We start from the raw sequence: 22745 nt of genomic DNA, 5'->3' as shown, positions 1-22745 counted from the left end.
TCAGAGGCGGTCCGCGTCGACGACGGCCCGGACGAAGGCGGCCGGCGCCTCCTGGGGGACGTTGTGTCCGACGTCGCCGAGCGTGCGGTGGAGGTAGGGGCCGGTGAAGTACTTGCGGTAGCCGGTGCCGCCGTCGGGGGCGGTGAAGGGGTCGAGGGCCGGGTCGAGGGTGACCGTGGGGACGTGGATCAGGGGGCGGGCGGCGAGCTTCCTCTCGTAGCCGTCGTAGCGGTGCTCGCCCTCGGCGAGTCCGAGGCGCCAGCGGTAGTTGTGGATGACGATGGCGGCGTAGTCGGGGTTGTCGTAGGCGGCGGCGGTACGGGCGAACGTGGCGTCGTCGAACTTCCAGGTGGGCGAGACCGTCTCCCACACCAGGCGGCACAGCGCGCGGCGGCTCTCCGTGTTCTCCATGGCGCTCTTGCCGCGCTCGGTGGCGAAGTAGAACTGGTACCACCAGGTGTGCTCGGCGGCGGCCGGCAGCGGGTTCGCCTGGGCCGCGACGTCGGTGATCAGGTAGCCGCTCACCGAGACCAGCGCCTTGACCCGTTCGGGCCACAGGGCGGCGACGATGTCGGCGGTCCGCGAGCCCCAGTCGAAGCCCGCCAGGACGGCCCGGTCGATCCCGAGGGCGTCCATCAGGGCGATGACGTCCAGGGCGACGGCGGACTGCTGGGCGTTGCGGAAGGCCCGGGCGGAGAGGAACCGCGTGGTGCCGTGCCCCCGCAGGTACGGGACGATGACGCGGTAGCCCCGGGCGGCGAGCAGCGGGGCGACGTCGACGAAGCTGTGGATGTCGTACGGCCAGCCGTGCAGACAGAGCACCACCGGACCGTCGGCCGGGCCGTCCTCGGCGTACCCCACGTCCAGCAGGCCGGCCCTGACCTGCTTCAGCGCGGCGAATCCGGTGTGGGTGCCGGCCCCGGGGGTCGCCTCCGGAAGGGGCACGGGTGCGGGCGCGGGTACGGCCGCGGGTGCGGGCGCGGGTGCGGGCGCGGGTGCGGGCGCGGGCGCGGGCGAGGCCTTCGCGGCCGTCTCCGTCCCGGCCAGCGCCAGGGCGCTCGCGCCCATGCCCAACCCGACGGCCTTGCTGAAACTGCGCCTGTCGATCATCGTCGTCCTCGGTCGCGTGGGGTTTCGCCCGCCGCGTCGGCCGCCGGCGGGACTCGGTGACGAGACCCACTCTCGACCGCCACCGGGACCCCGCGCATCAGTCAAGTGACGGGCGCGTCGCCCTCGACCGGAGCCCACCGACGTTGAGTCATCCGACTGTCGGCGTGTCCCTGCCGGGCCGGTCCCGGCCCGGCAGGGGCTGCGGGCCGCGTCAGTCGGCCGTGCCGGTGAGCCCGGTGAGGCGCCGCGCCACGGCCGCGGGGGTCGGCATCGCCGCGATCTCGGTGCCGACCTCCCGGGCGGCCCGGGTCAGCGAGTCGTCGGTGAGCAGCCGCTCGAGCAGCGCCGGGCCGATGTCCTCGGCGGCCGCGCGGAGCCCGGCTCCCCGGTCCCGCACCGCGTCGGCGGTGATGAAGCGGTCCGACCCGTCGGGCAGGACGAGCTGCGGGATGCCCGCGTCCAGCGCGCTGAGGGCGGTGCTGCTGCCGCCGTGGTGGATGGCGGCCGCGCAGGAGTCCAGCAGCGCCCGCCACGGCACCCAGCCGTACGCGCGGACGTTGTCCGGCAGCGTGCCGAGGGTGCCGAGGTCGAGTTCGCCGGTCGCCAGCACGAACTCCGCGTCGACGTCGGCCGCCGCCTCGATCACCCGCTCGATCCTGGTCAGGCCGTCCGTCTTGGGCGGAACGGTGCCCAGGGTCACCGCCACGCGCGGGCGGTCGGCCGGCACGGCCAGGCGATCGGGGAGTTCGCCCTCGCCGTTGTACGCGACGGGCCGCATCGGGCAGCCGTACCGCTCCTCCCCCGCCATGCTCGGCGGCGCGAGGTCGATGGTGTCCGCCGGCTCGGGCAGCCGGTCGATCCCGTGCCGGGCGAAGGTGTCCGCCATCTCCGCGAGCATCAGCGCGCGCAGCTTCGGGGTGCGGACGAATCCCAGGTCGTGCTGGACCGCGGGCACGCCCAGGCGGGTCGCCGCGAGCAGGGCCACCGGGAACTGGTAGTCGTACACCACCAGGTCCGGCCGCCACTGCGCGGTGAGTTCGACCATCGCGTCGGCCACCCGGCTGTTGACGTGGGCGGCCAGCGGGACGAACGCCTCGCGGTCGGCCGAGTTGCTCTCGACCACCCGCCGCATCAGATCGGGCCGCCGGGTGCGGCCGGCCTCCCTGATCTCCTTGCGCCAGTCGACCCCCGGCGCGATGGACAGGTACGGCAGCCCGGCCCCGGCGACGGCCTCGCCGCCGTCCATCGAGGCCACCGCGACCTCGTGGCCGAGTTCGCGCATCGCCCTGGCCAGCGGGACGAGCGGGAAGAGGTGGCCGATGCCGGGAGCGCCGGCGAACAGTACACGCATGAAGGAACCTCGGTCGTCGGGACGGGGGGAGCGGCTGCGGGCGGTCAGGAGGCGGCCCGGTGCAGAGCCGCTTCCATGCCGTTCAGCACGGCGTTGCAGTCGCGTTGCAGGGTCACGGCGTCGACGGCGCTCAGCAGGTAGACCCCGAGCCAGTTGCGCGACCCCGCGGACGGGTCGAATGCGGGGACCGTCCGGCCCGCCGGCATCGCGAAGGCGGGGACGGCCTCGATGGTGCTGCCCGGGGACAGCAGGCTCTGCCAGTCCACGGCCTGCGGGTTCCAGACCGGGTTGCTGCGCCAGGGCACGCCCGCCGCGTCGGCCGGGACGACGGCCAGCGACGCGGCGGCCCTGAGCCCGTCGGTGAGCATGGCCTCGGGGTACTCGACCCGCTCGCCGAGCAGCTGCCGGACCAGCATGCCGATCGGGTCGAGGCCGAAGACCTCGTGGACCTGCCTGGTCGTCAGCAGGCCGCCGAACCGGGCCGCGGTCTCGATGACCACCAGCTCGCCGTCCTTCATCAGCTTCAGCTCGGTGTGGGTGCCGCAGTTCTCCAGCCCGAGCGCGTCGACGGCCTGTCGCGAGACCTCCTCGATCCGGCGCTGCAGCGGCACCGCCATGACGGAGGGCGAGGTGCTGGCCACCTCGACGAAGGACGGTACGGTCGGCAGCTTGGCGGTCATCGCCAGCGGGCGGTAGACGCCGTCCGCGACGATCCCCTCCACGCTGACGTAGTCGCCGTACCCCGGCTCCTCGTACCAGCCCTCGGTGGAGCCCTGGGCGATCTCCTCGACCAGGCGGTCCCGGTCGGTGTCCGCGGCGTAGAGCTCGTTCATGCCGACCCGGCTGCCGGCCTGGAGCCCGCGCTCGATCTCGGCCCACGCCGGGGCGGCGTCCCCGGGCGAGTCCAGCACGATCTGGGCGACCGACCCGGCGCCCCAGGCCGGCTTGAGCAGCAGCGGGGGCGTGAAATCGGCCAGGGCGCCGTCGAGGTCCGCGAGGGCGTCGACCCGGCGGAACCCGGGTATCGGCACCCCTGCGGCGGCCCACGCCTCCCGCATCAGCCGCTTGTCCCGGGCGCGGACGATCCCCTCCCCCGCACCGGCCAGGCCGAGACGACTCGCGGCGTGCGCGACGGCCAGGACCGCGAACTCCGAGAGGGTCAGCAGCGCGTCGGCCCCGATGGCCTTCGCGTGCTCCACGATCAGCTCGACCAGGTCGTCGCCGCGCGGTGCGTCGGGCACCAGCTCGATGTCGGTACAGCTGGGCCGCCACACCTCCTCCGCGGTCGTGGGCAGCGGCGCCAGCGCGAGGACGTGCAGTTCCCCGCAGGCGGCGATGCGCGGGAAGGCGTACTCGAGCGGGGCTCCGCCCTTGACGTAGACGTACAGAATCTTGTTCAACGTGCTTTCTCCTGAAGGAAGTTCACTCGTACGCGGGCGCGCTGGACCGCGGGCTCGCCGGGTCGCGGGCTCGCAGGCGCGCGGGATCACGGCGTCGCGGGATCACCGGCCTGGGGGCCCGTGCGGTGCTCCGGCCGCGTCAGCCGGCGGCGTGGAAGGGGCGCAGCTGCAACAGGCAGACCTGGTCGCCCTCGATCGCCCACTCGATGTCGACCGGGGCCCCGTACGTCTCGTCGGGTGCGAAGTGCGACTGCAACAGCCTGCTGATCAGGGCCAGTCGGCGCACGAGGTCCTTGGTCGGGGCGTCCAGGTCGGTGGCGGCGGAGCCCAGCGAGACCGTCCGGCTGCCGCCCTCCATGGTGTTGCACAGGTACTGGAGCGGGGAGCCCTGTCCGGTGACCACGTCGGTCACCGAGCGCGGCGAGATGTTGAGGTAGACGTTGCGGAAGTCCTGCGGGCTCAGCGGGTTGCAGGTGACCAGGACGCCGCCGACGGTCGCGCCGACCTGCTCCTGGACGATCACGCCCATCCGGCAGTCGTCCAGGGGGATGCCCGCCTGGCGCCGCAGCAGCACCGCACGCGGCGAGAACAGCGAGGCCCAGACCTCCCGGACCGCGTCGAGGACCGCGTCCGCGCCGCTGACCTGCGCCACCGACTCGTAGAGGCCGGCGGCGGAGAAGCCGGGCAGGTCCTCGGCGTTGGAGGAACTGCGGACGACCAGGACCGGAGCGCCGTACAGGTGCCGGTCGAGCGCCCGGTCGAGCTCGGTGCGGATCGGCTCGGGCAGCGGGGTCTCGCGGATCAGCCGCTGCACGTCGAGGCAGAGTTCCTCGGTGCGCGGCGCCTGCTCCCGGAGCCCGGAGTCGAGCCGGTCGACGGCGTCCCGGAGTTCCGCCGAGGAGTCGAGGAAGCGCTGCTGGAGCGAGAACGGCAGCACGATCCCGCGCGGCACCAGGGCGTGTTCCTTCACCAGGAGCCGTGCGGCGGCGTTCAGTTCGGCCTCGTCCGCGTCCTCCGGGAGGCCGACCTGCCGGGCCAGGTAGCGCAGCAGGTTGTCCCGGGGCGGCCGGGGCACCTGGTAGAAGCCGAGCCAACGCGGCGAGCCGTGCTGCAGCAGGTGGGTGAGTTCACCGAGGTTGGCGGCCTTGGTGCCGAAGCGGACATGGTCCCCCGCGCGCAGTTCGGACAGCGGGGTGACGGGCGTGGGCGCGAGGTCGGGCCGGTCCACGGTGATGCGGTCGGCCGGCGGAGTCGGCCGACCGCCCTCGTGGCCGCCGCCGGGCGGGGCGGCTTCGAGGAGGAGCTCCCCGCCGCCGGCCTCGACCCGGTAGTGCACCCACCGGCCGGCCAGCCCGTCGCGGTCGATCCGGTCGACGGCGTCGATGCCGACGGCGTTCGGGATGCGCCATCCGGCGGCCATCACGTTGATGTGGGAGAGCGGCGTGGTGTGCTCGGTGTGGATGATGCCGGACACCCGGGGGATGTCCTCGGGCACCCGGGGCATCACCACGATGTCGTGCCACTCCAGCGGCTCCGGGTCGGCCCGGTACTCCTCCTCCGAGCGGAACACCCGCAGCCGCCCGTGGGCCGTCCCGGGGTTCAGCGGCACGAACGAGGCGGCGGAGTAGAGCTCGTGGGACAGGACGCGCGGGATCTCGGTCTCCGGGATGCCGGCGAGGTAGGCCTCCTGCCGGTGACCGGCCGGCTTGAGGACCAGCCGCAGCGACGGGTCGACGTGCTCGCGCACCCGGTGGTAGAAGAACCGCAGCATGTCCTGGGACATGGTGTCGACGTCCACGGTTTCCAGGGAGAGGAAGGTCTCGGCCTCGTCGCCGCTTTCCGGGGCGCGGCTTTCCGTGGCGCGACGTGTGTGGCGGGCGAGCGTGCCGAGATAGAAACGACGGTCGGGATTCCGGTAGACGTCGTCGTTGAAGGAATCGAGCCGGCTCGCGAGTTCGTCGATCGACATGCCGAGGATCTCGCACGCGACGTAACGGACGTGGAGCATGCCGTCGGCACTGTCGATGAAGTGGAGCACCGACTCGTCGCAGTCCAGCACGATCTTCACATAGGGATAGCCCCCGACGGTGCCGGCGAGTCCGGAGAACTCCTCAAGGGTGATCTTTTCGTTCAAGAAGCGGGGCCGCGTGGTCGCGTCGTTGCGATCCGAACGGGTCATGCGCACAGTTCAGCCATTCGTCATCTTGTGCACGATCCGTGCACACCTGTTGCAGAAGGGTCGGGTACGACCACGGCCACACTGCCATTCATTATGAACGTTTGACGAACGGTCATGTGCGTTCAGGCCACCGCGCATCGATTCGGCCATAAGAGCCGTGTCAAGGAAAGTGCGGCGCCGCACCGAGCTGTGGCAGAGGTCACAGGAGGAGCGATCAATGCTCGGTGCGCGATCTGGCATTTCCGGAATCAATGATTCCCGTACGACCTCAAGCGGAATTACCCAATTCGCCCGAAGTACGCAAATCCCCGTTCGACATCGGGCTTTCTTGTTCCTTCCCCAAGGAACCCTTGTATCAACCGCGGCGGGTGGAGTCCTGGCGCGTCCCGCCCGGCGCACGACGGCTCTGATTCAGCCCCCGGCCGGGACCCGGCCGGGGGCTACTCGGAGACGTACGTACCCAGCGGCCTACCTGGGGGCGGCCGTCATGGAGGCGACCGCGTCCACCACGGTGGAACGGTAGAGGCCCATCTTGGGGTTCAGGACGCGCACGCCGCTGTCGAGCGGGAAGTTCCGGGTGTTCGCGAGGGGCATGTTGGTGCCGTCCTGGTCGACCAGCACGTTGAGTTCGTCGATGCCGGGGGCGGTGCCGGTGGTGGCACCGCTCGGGTCGAGGTCGATCACCGCGTAGGCCTTCTGGCCCGCCGCGACCGGGAAGCGTGCGGTGCCGGCGGCGAGCACCGGCTTGATGTTCCCGCTGCGGTCGCGCGAGGTGGAATTGCCCAGGTCGACCGCCGGGGAGGAGCTCAGACTGCAGGCGCTCGCGCCGGTGTTCCGCACCTCGATCACCCGCTGGCCGGGCGCCCCGGCGCGTGCCGCCACCTGGATCGAGAGGTTCTGGATGTCGCAGGGGTGCGCGGCCGCGCCGGCACTCCCCCCGTCGGACTTGGTGCCGGAGGGCTTCTGCGGGACGGGGTGCGACGGCGCCGCCGTGGCCGGTGCCGCCGCGGTCGGCGCCCCCGTCGCCGGGCCGCCCGCGGTGGGCGCACCGGTGGCCGGGCCGCCGGCCGCGTCGGTGTTCTCGGGCCCGCAGGCGGTCAGTGCGAGCCCCGCCCCGATGACGAGGACGGCGGCGGCGAGCAGCGGGCGGCGGCGGACGGACATGGTGGCTCCCCGATGGCGATGCGTGCTGATTGCGCGGACACAGGACAGGACGGCCGGCCCACCCGTTCCGGTGGCACGAGCGGCGTCACAATCGTCAGGACAGGACGGGGACCGGACTGTGACACTCGGTCAGCCGAGGCGTGGTGGACATGCGCGCGGTCGCGTGGACGGATCTCGCGGGTGCGTCCATGTCCCGGACGCCGCGGAGGAGACGGATCCCGGGGCGCTCGCCCGGCTCCTGCTACGGCCGCCCATCGGCTCACCGGCCCCGGTCACGCCGACGGTGCGCCGTCCGGGAACCCCTCGTCCCGGGCCCAGGAGCGGTACGCGGTGACCGCCGTGGGGAGGGTGGGGAAGATCCGGTCGGCGCCGACGGAGGTGCTCAGGCCGTAGGCGTCGAGTTCGGCGCGCAGGTCCTGCTTGACGCGGGCCAGGGCGAAGACGATGCCGCGGGCCTCGAGTTCGAGCCGCAGGGCGTCCAGCGAGTCCAGGGCGGTGATGTCCACCTCGACGTTCGCCTCGGTGTTGAGGACGAACCAGCGCACCGGCTCCGGCTGTTCGGCCAGGGCGGCGAGCGCCCGGCGCCGGAGGTTCTCGGCGTTGGCGAAGAACAGCGGGGAGTCGTAGCGGTAGACGAGCAGGCCGGGGACGGTGCGCGCCTCGGGGTAGTCGTCGACGTCGTGCATGCCGGCCACGCCCGGCACCAGGCCGAGCACGGCGTCGTGCGGCCGCGCGACCCGGCTGAGCAGCTCGATCACCGACAGGCCCACCGCGACCAGGACGCCGTAGAGGATGTCCAGGCTCAGCACGCCGACCATGCATCCGAGCGCCAGCAGCAGTTCGCGACGGCGGAAGGAGGCCAGCCTGCGGAAGCCGGCGAGGTCGATCATCCGCAGCGCGGCGAACACCACCAGGGCCCCGAGCACGGCGTCCGGTGTGTCGTGCAGCAGCGGGCTGAGGAACAGCAGCACGGCGACCACGCCGAGGCCGGCCGTGAGCGCGTACAGCTGGCTGCGCCCGCCGGCCGACTCGGCCAGCGCGGTGCGGCTGGCGCTGCTGCTCACCGGGAAGCCCTGGAAGAAGCCCGCGCCGAGGTTGACCGCACCCAGGCCCAGCAGTTCCTGGTTGGCGTTCAACCGGCCCTCCTCCCCGCCCTTTTCGAAGGCGCGCGCGGTGAGGATGAAGTCGGTGTAGCCGACCAGGAGGATCCCCAGCCCCGGCATCAGCAGCCGGTTCAGCTCGGTCAGGTCCGGGAGCGCGGGGCGGGGGAGCCCGGCCGGGATCTCGCCGATCACCGCGAGGCCGTGGTCGGCGAGCGAGAACGCGGCCGAGACCGCCGTGCCGAGCACGACGGCCAGCAGCGGGCCCGGCAGGCGCGGGAGGAGGCGGGCCACCAGGAGGAGGAAGAGCAGGGTGGCGGCGCTGAAGGCGACCGTCGGCAGGTGGGCCTCGGTGAGGTTCGACGCGAAGGACGTCAGTTGCGGGAAGAACCCCTCCCCCCGCACGTCGATCCCGGTGAGCTTGGACAGCTGGTCCACGATCATGATCAGTGCCACGCCGGCGAGGTAGCCGATCAGCACCGGTCGGGAGAGCAGGTCGGCGACGAAGCCGAGCCTGGCCAGCCAGGCCAGTACGCACAGCAGGCCGACCACCACGGCCAGGCTCGCGGCCAGGACGGCGTACCGGGCGGTGTCGCCGCCGGCCAGCGGCCCGATCACGGTGGCGGTCATCAGCGCGGTGGTGGACTCCGGCCCGACCGACAGCAGCCGGGACGAGCCGACGAGGGCGTACAGCACGATCGCGGGCAGGATGGCCCACAGCCCGGTGACCGGCGGCAGGCCCGCCACGCTCCCGTACGCCATGACCTGGGGCACCAGGTAGGCCACCACCGTGGCACCGGCCACCAGGTCGCCCCGCAGCCAGTCCCGCCGGTAGGCGCGGAGCACCGCGAGTCCCGGCAGGGTCGGTACGACGCGGCGCCATCCCCGGTCGGCGGGAGCACCGTCGGCGGGAGCACCGTCGGGGGGAACACCGGCAGCCATGGATCTCCTCAAGGACTCCGGACCGCCGTCACGGACGGGGTTCGGCCGCCGCCGCGCCGCGGGCGGCCGGCGATCTGCGGGCCACGAACTTGCCCAGCTCCCAGAGCAGCAGCAGCGCGACGGCGGCCAGCAGGGCCCAGCCGAACTGTCGGGCGTCGATGTCGGTGGTGCCGAGGAGGCGGTGGAACGCGTCCATCTGGGTGACCAGCACCGCCAGGGCGAACTCGCCGAGGGCCGCCAGGTTCATCTGCCGGCTGTCGAAGGTGCTGACGGTCAGCGCCGAGCCGCGCTCGCTGCGGCACTCGTAGGCCGCCACGATCAGGCAGAGCGCGAAGGCGGTGAAGGCGATCGAGTTGCCGATGTGCGCGCTGTGGTAGTGCGCCTCGCCCAGTTTGGTCAGACCGAGCAGGGCGACCGTGACGGCCAGCCCGGCGAGCCCGACGGTGATCATCACGGGCCTGGTCAGCACCGTCTCGCCGCGCGGGCGCGGGGTGCGCCGCATCAGACCGGGGCTCTCCTGGTCGAAGCCCAGGGCGAAGCCGAACGGGGCGTTGACCACGAAGTGGACCCACAGGACCTGCGCCGGGGTGAACGGCTCGCCCGCGGCGATGTTCAGCAGCGCGGCCCCGAGGAAGGTCAGCACGAACGTCACCAGCAGCACCAGGACGAACCGGATGTACTTGGTGAGGTTGTCGTAGAGCTTCCGGCCCTCCGCCACGGCGTAGACGATGGTGGCGAAGTTGTCGTCGGCGAGGACCATGCGGCTGGCATTCTTCGCCGCGTCGGTGCCGCTGCCCATGGCGATGCCGATGTCGGCGGCCTTGATCGCCGGCGCGTCGTTGACGCCGTCGCCGGTCATGGCGACCACGTCGCCCTTCTGCTTGAGCGTGGCGGCGAGCAGCACCTTGTGCTCGGGCGCGACCCGGCCGACGACTCCGATGCCGTCGATCCGGGCCAGCCGCTCGTGTTCCGGCAGGGCGGCGAAGTCGGCGCCGAGGACGGCCTCCCCGTCGATGCCGAGCTGCCGGGCGATGGCCGCCCCGGTGGTGACGTCGTCGCCCGTCACCATGCGGACCCGGATGTGGGCGGCCTGCGCGCTGGCGACCGCGGCCCGCGACTCCTCGCGCGGCGGGTCGACCATGGCCACCAGGCTGGTCATCCGCAGGTCCTCGACGTAGGCCAGCAGGTCGCCGTCCGGGTCGAACTCCGCCGGGTCCAGGTCACGGACGGCCCCGGCCATCACCCGCAGCCCTTCGCCGCCCATCCGTTCGGTCTGCGCCCGGGCGCGTCCGCCGAGGTCCGCGTCCCAGGGGACGACCACGCCGTTCGAGACGGCCGAGGAGGCGCGGGCCGTGACGGCGGGGGCCGCGCCCTTCACGAAGCAGCGCACCACCGCCCGGCCGTCCGCGTCCTTCGCCTCGTTGAAGCTGGCCATCAGCTTGTAACTCGGGTCGAACGGCAGCGTGGCGAGCCGGGGCAGGCGCTCCCGGGTGCCCTCGATGTCCAGTCCGGCCTTGTGGCACAGGACGAGCAGGGCGCCCTCGGTCGGGTCGCCGACGACCTCGCCCTCGACCAGTTTCGCGTCGTTGGCGACCAGGTACGGCAGGACGGCCTCCTCGATGCTCGGCGCGGATCCCGCGGCGTGGTGGATCCGCCCCTCGAGGCGGTAGCCGGTGCCGGAGACGGTGTAGCGGTCGGTGGGGCTGAGCACCTCCACGACCGTCATCTGGTTCATCGTCAGGGTGCCGGTCTTGTCGGAGTTGATGGCCGACGTGAAGCCGAGGGTCTCGACGGACGGCAGTTCCTTCACGATCGCGTGCCGCTTGGCCAGGTTGAGGCTGCCGACGGAGAGGATGACCTGGCTGACCGTCGGCAGCGCCTCCGGGATGGCCGCGATGGCCAGCGACACCGCGCTGACGAAGAGGGCGTCCCACGCCTGGTCGCGGCTGCGGCCGAGCGCGAACATCACGACCATGGTCAGGCCGGCCGCCGCCGCGATCCACAGCGTCAGCGTGTTGAGCTCCCTGGTGAGCGGCGACTGCTCCTTCTCGGTCGCCGACAGCATCCCGGAGATCTTGCCCAGTTCGGTGCCGGAGCCGGTCGCCGTGATGACGAGCAGTCCGCTGCCGTGGGTGACCGGGGTGTTCATGAACGCCATGTTGGTCTGGTCGCCCGGGCCCAGCCGCTCGGCCGGCAGGGTGCCGGCGTCCTTGGCGGCGGGGACGCTCTCGCCGGTCAGCGCCGACTCGTCGATCTGCAGCGCGCTGGCCTCGACGATCCGTCCGTCCGCGGGGACCTCGTCGCCCGCCGAGACGAGCACCACGTCACCCACGACCAGCTGTTCGGCCGGGATCTCCGCCTCCGTGCCGTCCCGCCGCACCCGCGCGGTGGCCTTCATCATCGACCTCAGCGCGTTCATCGCGCTCTCGGCCTTGCCCTCCTGCCGCAGGCCGACCACCGCGTTGAACAGTGTCAGGACGATCAGCAGGACCCCGGTGGTCCACTCCTTGATCGCCAGCGAGACCACCGCCGCGGCCAGCAGGATGATCTGCATGTAGCTGCGGTACTGGTCGAGGAAGCGCAGCCAGTCCGGCCTCGGCTTCTCCTCGGGCAACGCGTTCGGCCCGTTCGCGGCGAGCAGTTCGGCCGCCCGGGCGGCGGTGAGCCCGGTCGCCGGGTCCACCCCGAGCGCGGACGCGACCTCGCGGGGAGGTCGCGCGTACCAGGGGTCCGGTGACTCCTGCGGGCCGGACGGCCCAGCCTGCTCCGCCATGCTTCACTCCTCAAGATCCGAGAGGGTCCCCCCGCAAGATCCCGGAAACGCCCCGGGCACCGGCCGGTCCGACACGCCCCCGCGTACGGGTCACGCGGGCACGGGTCCCGCGCGTACGGGTCCCGCGCGGCCGCCTCAGGAGTCCTCCGCCTCCAGCCGGCGCTTGGCGGCGCGGAGTTCCTTCCGGGCCTGCTCGTCGACCGTGGGGAACCGCGGATCGATCCCGATCAGGGTGTGCGCCAGCACCGCCGCCGCGCAGATGCGCGCGAACCACTTGCGGTCGGCCGGCACGACGTACCAGGGCGCCCACGGCGTGCTGGTGGCCGACAGCATGTCGGAGAACGCCTCCTGGTAGTCGTCCCAGCGCTCGCGCTCGCGGATGTCCGCCTCGGAGAACTTCCAGTTCTTCTCGGGCAGGTCGATCCGCGCCAGGAAACGGCGGCGCTGCTCCTCCTTGGAGAGGTTCAGGAAGATCTTCACCACCTTGAACCCGTTGTCGGTGAGGTAGCGCTCCCAGTCGTTGATCTCCCGGTACCGGCGCTGCCAGACCCCGCGGCCCTTCGACTCCGCCGGCAGCTTCTGCCGGTCGAGGTTCTCCGGGTGGACCCGCACCACGAGGACCTCCTCGTAGTGCGACCGGTTGAAGATCCCGATGTCCCCGCGCGCCGGGAGCCGCTGCGCGTACCGCCACAGGAAGTCGTGGTCGAGCTCCTCCGCGGAGGGCACCTTGAAGCTGCTCACGTGGACGCCCTGCGGGTTGACCCCGCTCATGACGTGGCGGATCGTCCCGTCCTTGCCGCCCGCGTCGAGCGCCTGGAGGCAGAGCAGCACTCCGTAGGTGTCCTGGGCCGCCAACCGGGCCTGGTACTCCGAGAGCAGCGCCACGCCGGAGCGCAGCAGCTCGACGCCCTCGCGCTTCTTCATGCCCGCCTTGTAGCGGGGGTCGAAGTCCTCGGCGAGGTTCACCCGCGTCCCCGGCTTCACCCGCAGCGGCTTGATGAACTTCGCGATGCGCCTGGCCGTTCGTCCGTCCGACATGCCTGTACCAGTTCCTCTCGGGTCCGGCGGGCGCCACGGGGCCTGCCGCACCGCCCCGTCCGCGCCCGCGTCCGCACCCGCGTCCTCGACGCGGCGGAAACCGGGGCCGACCAGCACGGAAGAGTGCTAACTGCCACGCTGTGGCCGCCGGACGGCCGTGTCAATCGGACGGTGTCCGGTCGATGTCCCGTCGGTGTCCCGTCGGTGTCCTTCCGGACCGGGCCCGCCCGGGCCGCCCGGTCCGGGGCGCTCGCGGCCGGATCGCCCGTCCGGCGTCCGTGTGTGGCACCGCCCGCGGACCGTACCGACGATGGGGCTGCCGGGCAGTACCCCCGCGATCGGAGGCCGTGATGGCGACCCTGACGGTATGGCGCTTTCCCACCGCGAACGGAGCCGAGGAGGCGCTCGCCACGCTGAGGCGGCTGGGGCGGCAGGAGCTGATCAAGGTCCAGGACGGAGCCGTGGTCAGCTGGCCGGAAGGAGCCAGGAAGCCGAAGACCCGCCATCTCAGCGACATGACCGGGATGGGTGCCGTGGGTGGCGCCTTCTGGGGCTTCCTGCTCGGGATGATCTTCTTCGTTCCCGTGCTCGGCGCGGCCTTGGGAGCGGCCGGTGGCGCGCTCGGGGGCCACCTCGCGCACGTCGGCATCGACGAGGACTTCGTCAAGCGGCTGCGGGAGAAGGTCACCCCCGGCACCTCCGCCCTGTTCGTGCTCAGCTCCGACGCCGTGCTCGACCCGGTCAGGGCCGCCTTCGAGGGCCTGCACGCCGAACTCCTGGAGACGGACCTCTCGGCGGACGAGGAGGCCCGGCTGCGCGAGGCGTTCACCGAAGGCGAGTGAGGCCCCGCTCCACTGATCCGTTCGAGGGTACGGACGGCCCGCGGGCGGTCCGGACCGCCCGCGGGCTCGGGAACGGTGCGCCGGGTGGGGTCAGCCGAGGCGGTCGGTGAGCAGCCGGGCCAGGCGACGCGCACCCTCCTCCACCTGATCCGGCGTCAGCACACTGACGGAGAGCCTGAGTTGGCTGGCCGCCTCCGGTGCGTCGTGGAAGTGACGCATCGGGGTCCACAGCACGCCGTAGTCCTGCGCGGAGGCTTCGAGGAGGGCGTCGTCCGCCTCGAAGGGGACGGTGACGACGAGGAAGAAGCCGCCCGTGGGGGTGTTCCAGGTGACCGGGCTCCCGGGTGGGAAGTGGGCGGAGAGGGCGGCCAGCAGGCACTGGAGGTTCTCGCGGTAGCGGGCGGTCTCGCGCTCGTTGGCGCGGACGAGGCTGCCCTCGTGCTCCAGCAGCTTGCCGGCGATGACGGCCTGGGCGATCGGCGAGGTGTTGACCGTCACCATGCTCTTGAGCTTGGCGAGTTCGTCGGCGAACAGGCCGGTGGCCCCGCTCGGGGTGACCACCTCCTGGTCGGCCACCACGAAGCCGATCCGGGCGCCGGGCAGGCCGGTCTTGGCGTAGGAGCCGAGGTAGACCACCCGGCGCCGGGTGTCCAGCGCCTTGAGGGTGGGCAGCCGTTCGTCGCCGGCGGTGAACAGGCCGTACGGGTTGTCCTCCAGGAGCAGCAGGTCCTCGCGCTCGGCGAGGTCCAGCAGGGCGTGGCGGGTGGCCAGGTCGAGGCTGAGGCCGGAGGGGTTGGAGTGGTCGGGCAGCAGGTAGCAGGCGCGCGGGCGCAGCCCGTCGGCGCGGGCCCGGCGCAGGACGGCGTCGAGGTCGTCGAGGTCGACGCCGCGGGGCCCGCTGCGGACGGTGCGCACGGGCATGTCGACCAGGCGGGCGGCGCCGGTGAGGCCGACGTAGGTGGGCGCGACGGCGAGGACGGCGTCGCGCTCGTCGGTGCGCAGCGCGCGCAGCACCAGGAACATGGCCTCCTGGCAGCCGACCGTGACCACGACGGAGGCCGGGTCGACGGTGACGCCCTCGTCCACGGCGAGGTTGCGGGCGACCAGGTCGTGGATGACGCCCTTGGTGCGGCCGTACTGGAGGAAGGTGCGGGCGGCCTGTTCGGGGGTGAGCCCCTGGTCCTCCGTGAGGTGGCGCTCGAAGCGGCGCAGGTAGCGGTGGACGTCCTCGATCGCGAAGAACTCCTCGCTGGGCCGGCCGGCGGCCAGCGAGACGGCCTCGGGGTAGCGGCCGGCGATCTCGTTGAGGAAGTTCATCGACTCCAGGGCCGGGTCGGCCAGCGAGGAGTGCAGGGCGGCGAGGTCCAGGCGGGTCGGGGTGTCGTCGGAGGTGATGGTCAACTGGGCTTCCTAGCGGGCGGGGTGGGGAGTGCGGGCGGGCCGGGTGCCGGTCCGCAGGGTACGCGCCCCGGCGGTGGGGGCACAGTCGGCCGGGCCGGGGGCGTCACCGTGGACGGGCGTCCTCAGGCTGTCGGCGCCCCGGCGCGCTGGGCCTCCAGGTACTCCTCGCGGATCTCCCGGGGGCCGAACGGCCAGACGCCCTCGACCTTGGACCAGGCCAGGTAGGCGAGGCCGCCGAGGGCGACCCAGGCCAGCGACCACTCGATGGGGTGGACACCGTCGTTGGCCTTGTCCGCGTAGCCGTAGATGACCAGCCAGCCGACGGCGGCGACGATGCCCGGCAGCGGGTGGAGCACCATCCGGTACGGGCGGGCGAGGTCCGGCTGCCGCCTGCGGAGCACCGTGACGGCGGCGATCTGGGCCAGCGCCTGGACGAGCACCATGACGCTGGTCAGCAGCGCGATCAGGATGCTCAGCGGCGGGTGCGCGGAGGAACTGCCGATGTGCCGCGCGAACAGGAAGCCGGCGGCGGTGACGGTGCCCATGGCGACCAGGCCGAGGACCGGGAAGCCGTGCCGGGGGTGCAGCCTGGCGAAGGAGCGGAAGAACATCCCGTCGCGGGCCGCTTCGTAGGGCACCCGGGAACCGCCGAGCAGGCCCGTGAGGACGGAGGCGAAGGCGGTGACCAGGATCAGCACCGTCACGGTGTCTGCGGCGCCCTTGCCCCAGGTCCGCTCCAGGACCGCGGAGGCGACCGACCTGGAGGCCACGTCGTCCGGGTCCAGCATGGCGTGCCAGTCGATCACGCCGAGGACGCCGATCTGCATCAGCAGGTAGACGGCCATGATGGCGACGATCGAGAGGACGATGGCGCGCGGCATGACCCGGCCGGGGTTCTTGATCTCGGCACCCAGGTAGGAGGCGGTGTTGTAGCCGAGGTAGTCGTAGATGCCGATGGTCAGTCCGGCGGCGAAGCCGATCCAGAACCGGCCGTGGGTGAGCTCGACGGCGTGGGCGGGCCAGGTGAAGGCCAGCGAGGGGTGGAAGTCGGTGAAGGAGGCGAGGATCACCGCGCCGACCGAGACGATCATCACGGCCCACATGGCGACCGTGATCCTGCTGATGTCCTCGACCCGGCGCCACAGCAGCACCACGACCAGGGCGAGCACCGCGACCCCGACGACGTCCCCCTGAAGCGTCGTCATGTCCGGCCACAGGTAGGCGAGGTACTGCACCATCCCCTGGACTCCGGTGGACATGATCAGCGGTATGAAGAGCATCGCCGTCCAGACGAACAGGAACGGCATCAGCCGCCCGGTGCGGTACTGGAACGCTTCGCGCAGGTAGACGTAGGTGCCTCCGGCGCCGGGCAGCGAGGCGCCGAGTTCGGCCCAGACCAGGCCGTCGACCAGGGCGAGCAGCGCACCCGCGATCCAGCCGACGACGGCCTGCGGACCGCCGAAGGCCGCGACCATCAGCGGGATCGTCACGAACGGTCCGATGCCGCACATCTGACTCATGTTGATCGCGGTGGCCTGGAAGAGGCCGATTCTGCGGGTCAAGCCTGAGGACACGGGTGGCTCCATGAGGTGGGGGACGAACCATGGGGAGCGGGAACGCGGGATCAAGTTAAGGACCATAACTTAGTCCGTCAAGGGAGCGCGGGCCCCCGGGAGGACTCGCTGACGCGACGCTTCGGCGGCCCTCTCCCCGGCGCCCGGCGCCCGCCGCCCGCTTGACCGGTGCCCGCCCGCCACCCGCTTGACCGGTCCCCGGCGCCCGCCCGATAAGGTGCTGGCCCGGGGGGCGAGGACGGACGAGAGCACAGGAGCGGCGTGCGGATACTGCTGCTGGGACCGCTGGAGCTGAGGAGCGCCGAAGGCTCGGCCGTCCACATCGGAGGCGCCCGGCGCCGCGCCGTACTGGCCGCGCTCGCCCTGGAGGCCAACCGGGTCGTCCCGGTCGAGCGGCTGCTCGACCTCGCCTGGGACCACGCCCCGCCCCCCACCGCACGCGCCGCGCTCCAGGGCCACATCGCCAGACTGCGCGCCCTGCTCGGCGACGGCCTGCACCTGGAGACCCGCGCCCCGGGCTACGTGCTGCGCGCCGACCCCGACCTGATCGACGCCCACCGGCTCGACCGCCTGCTCGACCGCGCCCGCGCCGAAGCCGCCGACGGGACGGCCGTACCGCTGCTGCGCGAGGCGGTCGCGCTGCGCCGGGGCCCCGCACTGGCCGACTGCGGCTCCACCGCACTGCGCGAGGGCGCGGCCGACCGGCTGGAGACCCTCCGGATCGAGGCCCTGGAACAGCTCGCCGAACGGCTGCTGCGCACCGGACAGGGCGGTACCCCCGGGCCGGGCGCCGCCGTGACCGCCGACCTCACCGAGGCGCTGGCCGGGCACCCGCTGCGCGAGTCGCTGGTCCGTCTCGCCATGCTCTGCCTCCACCAGGACGGCCGGACCGCCGAGGCCCTCGCCCTCTACGAGGCGACCGCGCGACGGCTGGCCGAGGAGACCGGGATCGACCCCGGCACCGGCCTCCGGGAGGCCCTCGCCCGGATCCGCTCCGTCCCGCGGGCGACGCGGCCCGCCGCCGCACCGGCGCGGCTGCCGCGCGAGCCGGGCCGCTTCGTCGGACGGGACGCCGAGCTGGCCTGGCTGGGCCGCCAGAGCGGCGCCGACGGTGGAGCGGCCACGGCGCAGAGCGGTCCCGCTCGCACGGCCGCCGACGACGAGCCGCGGCTGCTGCTGGTGACCGGCCCCGCCGGGGTCGGCAAGACGGCACTGGTGCTGCGCTGGGCGCACCGCAACGCCGCCGCCTTCCCGGACGGGCGGATCGGCGTCAACCTCCGCGGCTTCGACGAGACCGCGCCGCTGAGCCCCGAGGAGGCCCTCGCCGAGCTGCTGCGGGGCCTCGGCGCCGAGGACGGCGCCCTGCCCACCGACCGGGAGGAGCTGACCGCCGCCCTCCGGGCCCTGCTCACCGGCCGCCGGGTGCTGCTCGTGCTGGAGAACGCGCGGGACGCCGACCAGGTGCTCCCGCTGCTGCCGGCCGAGCCGGGCTGCGTCGTGGTGGTGACCAGCCGTCACCGGCTCACCGGGCTGCTCGCCGTCGCGGACGCACGGGTCCTGTCCCTGGAGTCGCTCCGGGCCGAGGAGGCCTTCGGGGTCCTGGCCGGGATCGCGGGCCGGCCGAGGCTGGAAGCCGAACAGGAGGCGGCGCAGCGGGTGGTCGGCCTGTGCGAGGGGCTGCCGCTGGCGCTGCGGATCGCCGGCTCCCGCCTGGCGACCCGGCCGCACTGGCGGGTCGCCACGCTGGCCGGCGAACTGTCCGACGAACGCTCCCGGCTGGCCGCCCTGGCCACCGAGGGCACGCTGAGCATCGCGGCCGCCCTGGAACTGACGGTCCGCACCCTGCCCGAGCCGGCCGTCGCGCTGTTCCGGCTGCTCGGCGTCCACCCGGGGCAGCAGGTCGACACCGCCGCGGCGGCCACCCTGGCCGGCACCGACCGGCGCACGGCCGCAGCCGTGCTGGAGCTGCTGCACCAGGCCCACCTGGTCGAGGAGAGCGCGCCGGGACGCTTCGAACGCCACGACCTGGTCCGGCTGCACGCCCGGCACGCGGCCGAGGAACTGCCCATCGCCACCCGGGAGGCCGCCCTGGCCCGGCTCTTCGACCACTACCTGGCCGCGACCGCCGCCGGGCTCGTCCTCGCCCGGCCGGAGGCGCGCCACCACCGCCCGGTCCACCCGCCGACCGGCGGCACCCCCGAGTTCGCGACCTCGGCCGACGCCCTGGCCTGGTTCCGGGCCGAGGAACCGACCGTCCGCGCCCTGATCGCCCTGGCCTGCCGCTGGGGAACGCCCGACCACGCCTGCCGGATGGTCGAGAACGCCGGCTACCTCTACCTCGACGCCGGCCTGTTCCGCGGCTGGGAGGAGGCGGCCCGCCAGGCGCTGACCGCCGCCGAGACCGCCGGCACCGCCGCCGGCTGGCCGCACCTGTACTCCAACCACAGCCTCTCGCTGGGCTGGCTGGGCCGACGCCCGGAGGCCCTGGCGCAGTCCGAGCGCGCCGTCGCCGTGGCCGACCCGCAGAGCCTGCCGGTCCTCCGGCACCGCTACCTCAGCATGCGGACGAGCTTCTCGGACGACCACGACGAACCCGATGCCCTCCTGCCGGGCTTCGCCGAGACGGTGGCCCACGCGCGGGAGCTGGGCGATCCCCGGCTGCTCTCCCAGGCGCTCAACAACCTGGCCCACACCCTCTTCCGGGCGGGCCGGGCCGCGGAGGGACTGGCGCCGGTCGAGGAGTCGCTGGCCCTGCTGGCCGGGCGCGAGTCGGACCCCTACCTGGTGATCTCCACCAAGACCCACGCCCAGGTGCTGCGCGCCCTGGGGCGCACCGACGAGGCCGTGGCGCAGATCCACCGGGCGCTGGAGCTCGGCCGGGCGCAGGGCAACCACGCCCACGCGGAGTTCGACTTCGCCGACTTCATGGGGCAGGTGATGGACGACCGGGGGCTGACGTCCGAGGCGCGCCGGTACTGGGAGCGGGCGCTGGAACTCGCCTCGGAGCAAGGGCGGTTGACCCGTCAGGTGGAGCTGGTGCAGTCCAGGCTGGCGCGCCTGCGGTCGTGACCGGGGGCCGGGCCGGGCCCGGCCGAACCGGGCTGGACCGGCCCCGGCCGGATCGGTCAGCCGTTCCAGGAGCCGGCCGTGGTGGTCGGCCTGGCCGGGGCGGTCGTGCCGGCCGTCCTGCCCGGGGCGGCGGCGGGCCGCAGGAAGTCCGCCCCGGCACCCGAGGTCGTCGTCCGCACACCCGGCGCCGCGCCGCCCGAGGTGCCCGTGGTGCCCGTGGTGCCCGTGGTGCCGCCGACCGGTCCGGCGGAGGTACGCGGCACCGCGCCGGCCGGGACCGCCGGAGCGAGGTGCGCCGCGGTGGTCCGGCGCGCGGCCGGGGTGGCGGGCGCGGTCGACGCGTCCTCACCGTCCGGCGTGACCCGCTCGATCCGCAGCACCAGGTTGCGGTCCTGCCGGTCGCCGGCCAGGTCGCGGTTGCGGCTGTGCACGACCTGCGTCAGCACGCCCCGGATCTCCTGCCACCGGCCCTGCACCGCACGGATGTTGGGGCACCACCCACTCGGGTCCCGGTGCTCCAGGTCGAGCTCCCAGCGCTCCGCCTCGACGACGTGGACGGCGCCGACCTCGCCGGGGATCTCCACCGGAGCGGCGCCCCGGACGGTCACCATCGCCCGCTGCGGAAACCGCCCCTCCACCGCCGTCACCGTGATCCGGCTCGGCCCCTGGTACCAGGCCATCGCTGTCCTCCCTCGTCCGTACTCCGGGCCGGCTGCCGACCGGCCTCAGCCGGTAGCACGGACGGCGCCCCCTCCGGGGTTCGATCCGCCGGCGTCCGGCCTGAACCCGGCGGCCCACGGCTTCCGTTCAGCGGGGCGAATCCCGGCCCGCACACCGCTGCGGCCGCCCGCATCCGGCCCGATCCGGCGACAGCTCCAGGGAGAGACGAACGTGACCAGCATGGCGAAACGGCGACGGGCGGCCCTGCTCTGCAGCGCGGCGGGCCTCGGACTCGCCGCGGCGGGAGCCCTCGCGGTACGGGCCCCCGCGCCCGCGCGTGGCCCCGTCCGGGCCCACCCGGTGGAACGGACGGAGCCCGCCGCTGCGTACGACCCGGCCCTGCGGCCGCCGGCCACCTCGCGCAGCGGCGCCCGGGCGCTCCTGCTGCCCGGGTCCGACACCCCGGCCGCCGCCCTGCCCTCGGACGGACAGGACCCACGATGACCGACCGGCAGAACAGCACACCGCCCACCACCGTCCTGCAACTGCCATGGGTGCACGCCGAACCGGTCGCCCCCTCGGAGCCGGGCGCCGCCGCGCGACTGCGGGCGGCCCTGCGGCAGGCCCGGCAGCGCGCCACCGGGCTCGGCGCGGCCGCCCGGGCCGCGGCCGCCCGCCGGTTCGCCGTCCGGCCGCCGGCCGGGCGGGCCCGGCCCTGGCGGGGCCCGCGCAGGCCCTGGGACGCCCGGCGCGTCACCATGGTGGCGGCGATGGGCTGCGGGGCGGTCCTGCTGCTGCTCGCCCCGTTCCTGAAGCCGGACGCCGCCCCCGGTGATCGGGCCGCCGCCGCGGCGCCCGACGGCCGGTCGCCGCTGGGCAGCCACGGCCGGCACCGCCCCGCACCCACCGACTCGCCCACCGCCGCGCCCACCGACCCGCCCACCACGGCCGACGCCACGCCCACGGAGTCCCCCGGCGCCACCGCGACCACCACCGAGTCGGCGGCCCCCTCCCCCACGGCCGGTTCCACCACGGCCGCCCCGCCCCCGGCTCCCGCCCGACCCACCACCGCCGCGCCCCAGGTCGTGGCGCCTCCGGCCCCGGCCGCACCACCCGCCGCACCGCCCGCCGCCCCCGAGCAGCCGGCGCCCGCCGCACCGGCCCCGCAGCCCGTCTTCCAGGCCGTGGCCGGCTTCGGCTGCTCGGGCCCGGGCGGCCGCTTCCAGGAGGTGGGAGCGTTCCGCCAGGGCGCCGACGGCTGGGTGACCGTCAACAGCGGCGGCCTCTCCGGCGAGTCCTGCGACGGGCGCTACGAGGCGGTGCCGATGTCCGGCGACCGGAACAAGGACGACAACAGCACCTACGCCCTGTGGACCTTCGACACCGGCGCGGGCCCGACGAGCTGCGGCATCTCGGTGTACGTCCCCGCCTCCGGCTCGATCCAGCAGGTCGGCGGCGCACCGGCGTACTACACGGTGGTCGGGGCGTCGGGCGCCGACCTGGGGTCGTTCGACGTCGACCAGATCGGCCACCGCGGCGGCTGGGTCGACGCCGGAACGTTCCGCCCGGCGGGCGGCTCCCTGGTCGTCCGCCTCCACAACCGCGGCCAGGACTGGACCGGCTCCGGCCAGCCCACCCACGCCCACATCGCCGCCGCCCCCGTCCGCGTCACCTGCCGGACGGGCTGAGCCCGGCGGCCGGGCACTCCGGTTCGAGCACGAAGACCGGGATCACGCGGTCGGTCTTCTCCTGGTACTCGGCATACGGCGGATACGCGGCGACCGCGCGCTGCCACCACCGGGCCTTCTCGTCCCCGGTGAGCTCACGGGCCGTCATGCCCCGGCGTACGGGGCCGTCCTGGAGCTCCACGTGCGGGTCGGCCTTGAGGTTGAAGTACCAGGACGGGTGGCTCGGGAAGCCGCCCTTCGAGGCCACCGCCGCGTACCGCCCCTCGTGCTCCACGCGCATCAGCGGAATCTTGCGGATCCTGCCGCTCTTCACGCCGCGCATCGTGACGATGACGACCGGCAGGCCCGTCTCCCAGAGCGTCGTGCCCTGCGTGCCACCCGAACTCTCGTACAGCTCGACCTGTTCGCGCACCCAGGCCGCCGGACTCGGCTCGTACTCGCCCTCCAGAGACAT

The 22745-nt window shown here is 73.7% G+C and carries 16 protein-coding genes; 4 read left to right on the top strand and 12 right to left on the bottom strand.

The genetic code is table 11. The annotated features are described in order from the left end of the window. The 8 genes from ABZ449_RS08140 to ABZ449_RS08105 all read right to left on the bottom strand — a co-directional run bounded on the left by ABZ449_RS08140 (window position 1) and on the right by ABZ449_RS08105 (window position 13057). Entirely contained in the window at window positions 1-1110 is a 1110-nt protein-coding gene (locus ABZ449_RS08140; protein ID WP_360342113.1) for an alpha/beta hydrolase, read from the bottom strand. A 211-nt stretch (window positions 1111-1321) separates the two neighbouring features. Continuing rightward, window positions 1322-2461 carry a nucleotide disphospho-sugar-binding domain-containing protein gene (locus ABZ449_RS08135; RefSeq protein ID WP_360342110.1) on the bottom strand — a complete coding sequence of 380 codons (1140 nt, stop codon included), beginning with the start codon at window positions 2459-2461 and terminating at the stop codon, window positions 1322-1324. Between the two features lie 44 nt (window positions 2462-2505). Further along, window positions 2506-3861 (bottom strand): ATP-grasp domain-containing protein, encoded by a 1356-nt coding sequence (locus tag ABZ449_RS08130; protein ID WP_360342107.1) that lies wholly within the window; start codon window positions 3859-3861, stop codon window positions 2506-2508. 139 nt (window positions 3862-4000) lie between these two features. Then, window positions 4001-6040, bottom strand: a complete 2040-nt coding sequence (locus ABZ449_RS08125) for a PEP/pyruvate-binding domain-containing protein (RefSeq protein ID WP_360342104.1) — start codon at window positions 6038-6040, stop codon at window positions 4001-4003. A gap of 468 nt (window positions 6041-6508) precedes the next feature. After that, window positions 6509-7204, bottom strand: coding sequence for a DUF4232 domain-containing protein (locus tag ABZ449_RS08120; RefSeq protein ID WP_360342101.1), 696 nt, complete (start codon window positions 7202-7204; stop codon window positions 6509-6511). Window positions 7205-7476: 272 nt separating this feature from the next. Further along, window positions 7477-9246 carry a sulfate permease gene (gene sulP, locus ABZ449_RS08115; RefSeq protein ID WP_360342098.1) on the bottom strand — a complete coding sequence of 590 codons (1770 nt, stop codon included), beginning with the start codon at window positions 9244-9246 and terminating at the stop codon, window positions 7477-7479. 28 nt (window positions 9247-9274) lie between these two features. Next, entirely contained in the window at window positions 9275-12019 is a 2745-nt protein-coding gene (locus ABZ449_RS08110) for an HAD-IC family P-type ATPase (protein WP_360342095.1), read from the bottom strand. A 135-nt stretch (window positions 12020-12154) separates the two neighbouring features. Next, the gene (locus tag ABZ449_RS08105; protein WP_360342092.1) at window positions 12155-13057 is read right to left on the bottom strand and encodes a polyphosphate kinase 2 family protein; all 903 of its coding nucleotides are present in this window, start codon (window positions 13055-13057) and stop codon (window positions 12155-12157) included. Between the two features lie 350 nt (window positions 13058-13407). Here ABZ449_RS08105 and ABZ449_RS08100 point away from each other — a divergent pair, with 350 nt between their 5' ends. Beyond that, a complete protein-coding gene (locus ABZ449_RS08100) occupies window positions 13408-13899 on the top strand; it encodes a DUF1269 domain-containing protein (RefSeq protein WP_360342089.1) in 492 nt (163 codons plus the stop codon). A 90-nt stretch (window positions 13900-13989) separates the two neighbouring features. Here ABZ449_RS08100 and ABZ449_RS08095 read toward each other — a convergent pair whose 3' ends face one another. Both ABZ449_RS08095 and ABZ449_RS08090 read right to left on the bottom strand, forming a co-directional pair. Further along, window positions 13990-15216, bottom strand: a complete 1227-nt coding sequence (locus ABZ449_RS08095; RefSeq protein WP_360342330.1) for a PLP-dependent aminotransferase family protein — start codon at window positions 15214-15216, stop codon at window positions 13990-13992. A gap of 206 nt (window positions 15217-15422) precedes the next feature. Beyond that, window positions 15423-16874 carry an APC family permease gene (locus tag ABZ449_RS08090; RefSeq protein ID WP_360342086.1) on the bottom strand — a complete coding sequence of 484 codons (1452 nt, stop codon included), beginning with the start codon at window positions 16872-16874 and terminating at the stop codon, window positions 15423-15425. A gap of 261 nt (window positions 16875-17135) precedes the next feature. Between ABZ449_RS08090 and ABZ449_RS08085 the strand changes: the two genes are divergently transcribed. Beyond that, a complete protein-coding gene (locus ABZ449_RS08085) occupies window positions 17136-19943 on the top strand; it encodes a BTAD domain-containing putative transcriptional regulator (protein WP_360342084.1) in 2808 nt (935 codons plus the stop codon). A 56-nt stretch (window positions 19944-19999) separates the two neighbouring features. Here ABZ449_RS08085 and ABZ449_RS08080 read toward each other — a convergent pair whose 3' ends face one another. Next, on the bottom strand, window positions 20000-20623 hold the full coding sequence (locus ABZ449_RS08080) for a hypothetical protein (RefSeq protein WP_360342081.1): 624 nt from the start codon (window positions 20621-20623) through the stop codon (window positions 20000-20002). 211 nt (window positions 20624-20834) lie between these two features. Between ABZ449_RS08080 and ABZ449_RS08075 the strand changes: the two genes are divergently transcribed. Continuing rightward, on the top strand, window positions 20835-21107 hold the full coding sequence (locus ABZ449_RS08075) for a hypothetical protein (protein ID WP_360342078.1): 273 nt from the start codon (window positions 20835-20837) through the stop codon (window positions 21105-21107). Then, the gene (locus tag ABZ449_RS08070) at window positions 21104-22291 is read left to right on the top strand and encodes a hypothetical protein (protein WP_360342075.1); all 1188 of its coding nucleotides are present in this window, start codon (window positions 21104-21106) and stop codon (window positions 22289-22291) included. The genes ABZ449_RS08075 and ABZ449_RS08070 overlap by 4 nt, the downstream gene beginning before the upstream one ends. Here the strand turns inward: ABZ449_RS08070 and ABZ449_RS08065 are convergent. Next, window positions 22272-22745, bottom strand: coding sequence for a nitroreductase family deazaflavin-dependent oxidoreductase (locus tag ABZ449_RS08065; protein ID WP_360342072.1), 474 nt, complete (start codon window positions 22743-22745; stop codon window positions 22272-22274). The two genes, ABZ449_RS08070 and ABZ449_RS08065, sit on opposite strands and share 20 nt — an antisense overlap.

Source organism: Kitasatospora sp. NPDC005856 (assembly GCF_040629945.1).
In the GTDB taxonomy this organism is placed as follows: domain Bacteria; phylum Actinomycetota; class Actinomycetes; order Streptomycetales; family Streptomycetaceae; genus Kitasatospora.
The sequence above is the reverse complement of the archived record's forward strand: the minus strand, read 5'-3'. Positions and strand labels throughout refer to the sequence as shown.

Excerpts from the sequence above, each read along its gene's own strand:
- ABZ449_RS08140 (WP_360342113.1), bottom strand. The coding sequence starts at position 1,110 with ATGATCGACAGGCGCAGTTTCAGCAAGGCCGTCGGGTTGGGCATGGGC.
- ABZ449_RS08135 (WP_360342110.1), bottom strand. The coding sequence starts at position 2,461 with ATGCGTGTACTGTTCGCCGGCGCTCCCGGCATCGGCCACCTCTTCCCG.
- ABZ449_RS08125 (WP_360342104.1), bottom strand. The coding sequence starts at position 6,040 with ATGACCCGTTCGGATCGCAACGACGCGACCACGCGGCCCCGCTTCTTG.
- ABZ449_RS08120 (WP_360342101.1), bottom strand. The coding sequence starts at position 7,204 with ATGTCCGTCCGCCGCCGCCCGCTGCTCGCCGCCGCCGTCCTCGTCATC.
- sulP (WP_360342098.1), bottom strand. The coding sequence starts at position 9,246 with ATGGCTGCCGGTGTTCCCCCCGACGGTGCTCCCGCCGACGGTGCTCCC.
- ABZ449_RS08110 (WP_360342095.1), bottom strand. The coding sequence starts at position 12,019 with ATGGCGGAGCAGGCTGGGCCGTCCGGCCCGCAGGAGTCACCGGACCCC.
- ABZ449_RS08105 (WP_360342092.1), bottom strand. The coding sequence starts at position 13,057 with ATGTCGGACGGACGAACGGCCAGGCGCATCGCGAAGTTCATCAAGCCG.
- ABZ449_RS08100 (WP_360342089.1), top strand. The coding sequence starts at position 13,408 with ATGGCGACCCTGACGGTATGGCGCTTTCCCACCGCGAACGGAGCCGAG.
- ABZ449_RS08095 (WP_360342330.1), bottom strand. The coding sequence starts at position 15,216 with ATGAACTTCCTCAACGAGATCGCCGGCCGCTACCCCGAGGCCGTCTCG.
- ABZ449_RS08080 (WP_360342081.1), bottom strand. The coding sequence starts at position 20,623 with ATGGCCTGGTACCAGGGGCCGAGCCGGATCACGGTGACGGCGGTGGAG.
- ABZ449_RS08070 (WP_360342075.1), top strand. The coding sequence starts at position 21,104 with ATGACCGACCGGCAGAACAGCACACCGCCCACCACCGTCCTGCAACTG.
- ABZ449_RS08065 (WP_360342072.1), bottom strand. The coding sequence starts at position 22,745 with ATGTCTCTGGAGGGCGAGTACGAGCCGAGTCCGGCGGCCTGGGTGCGC.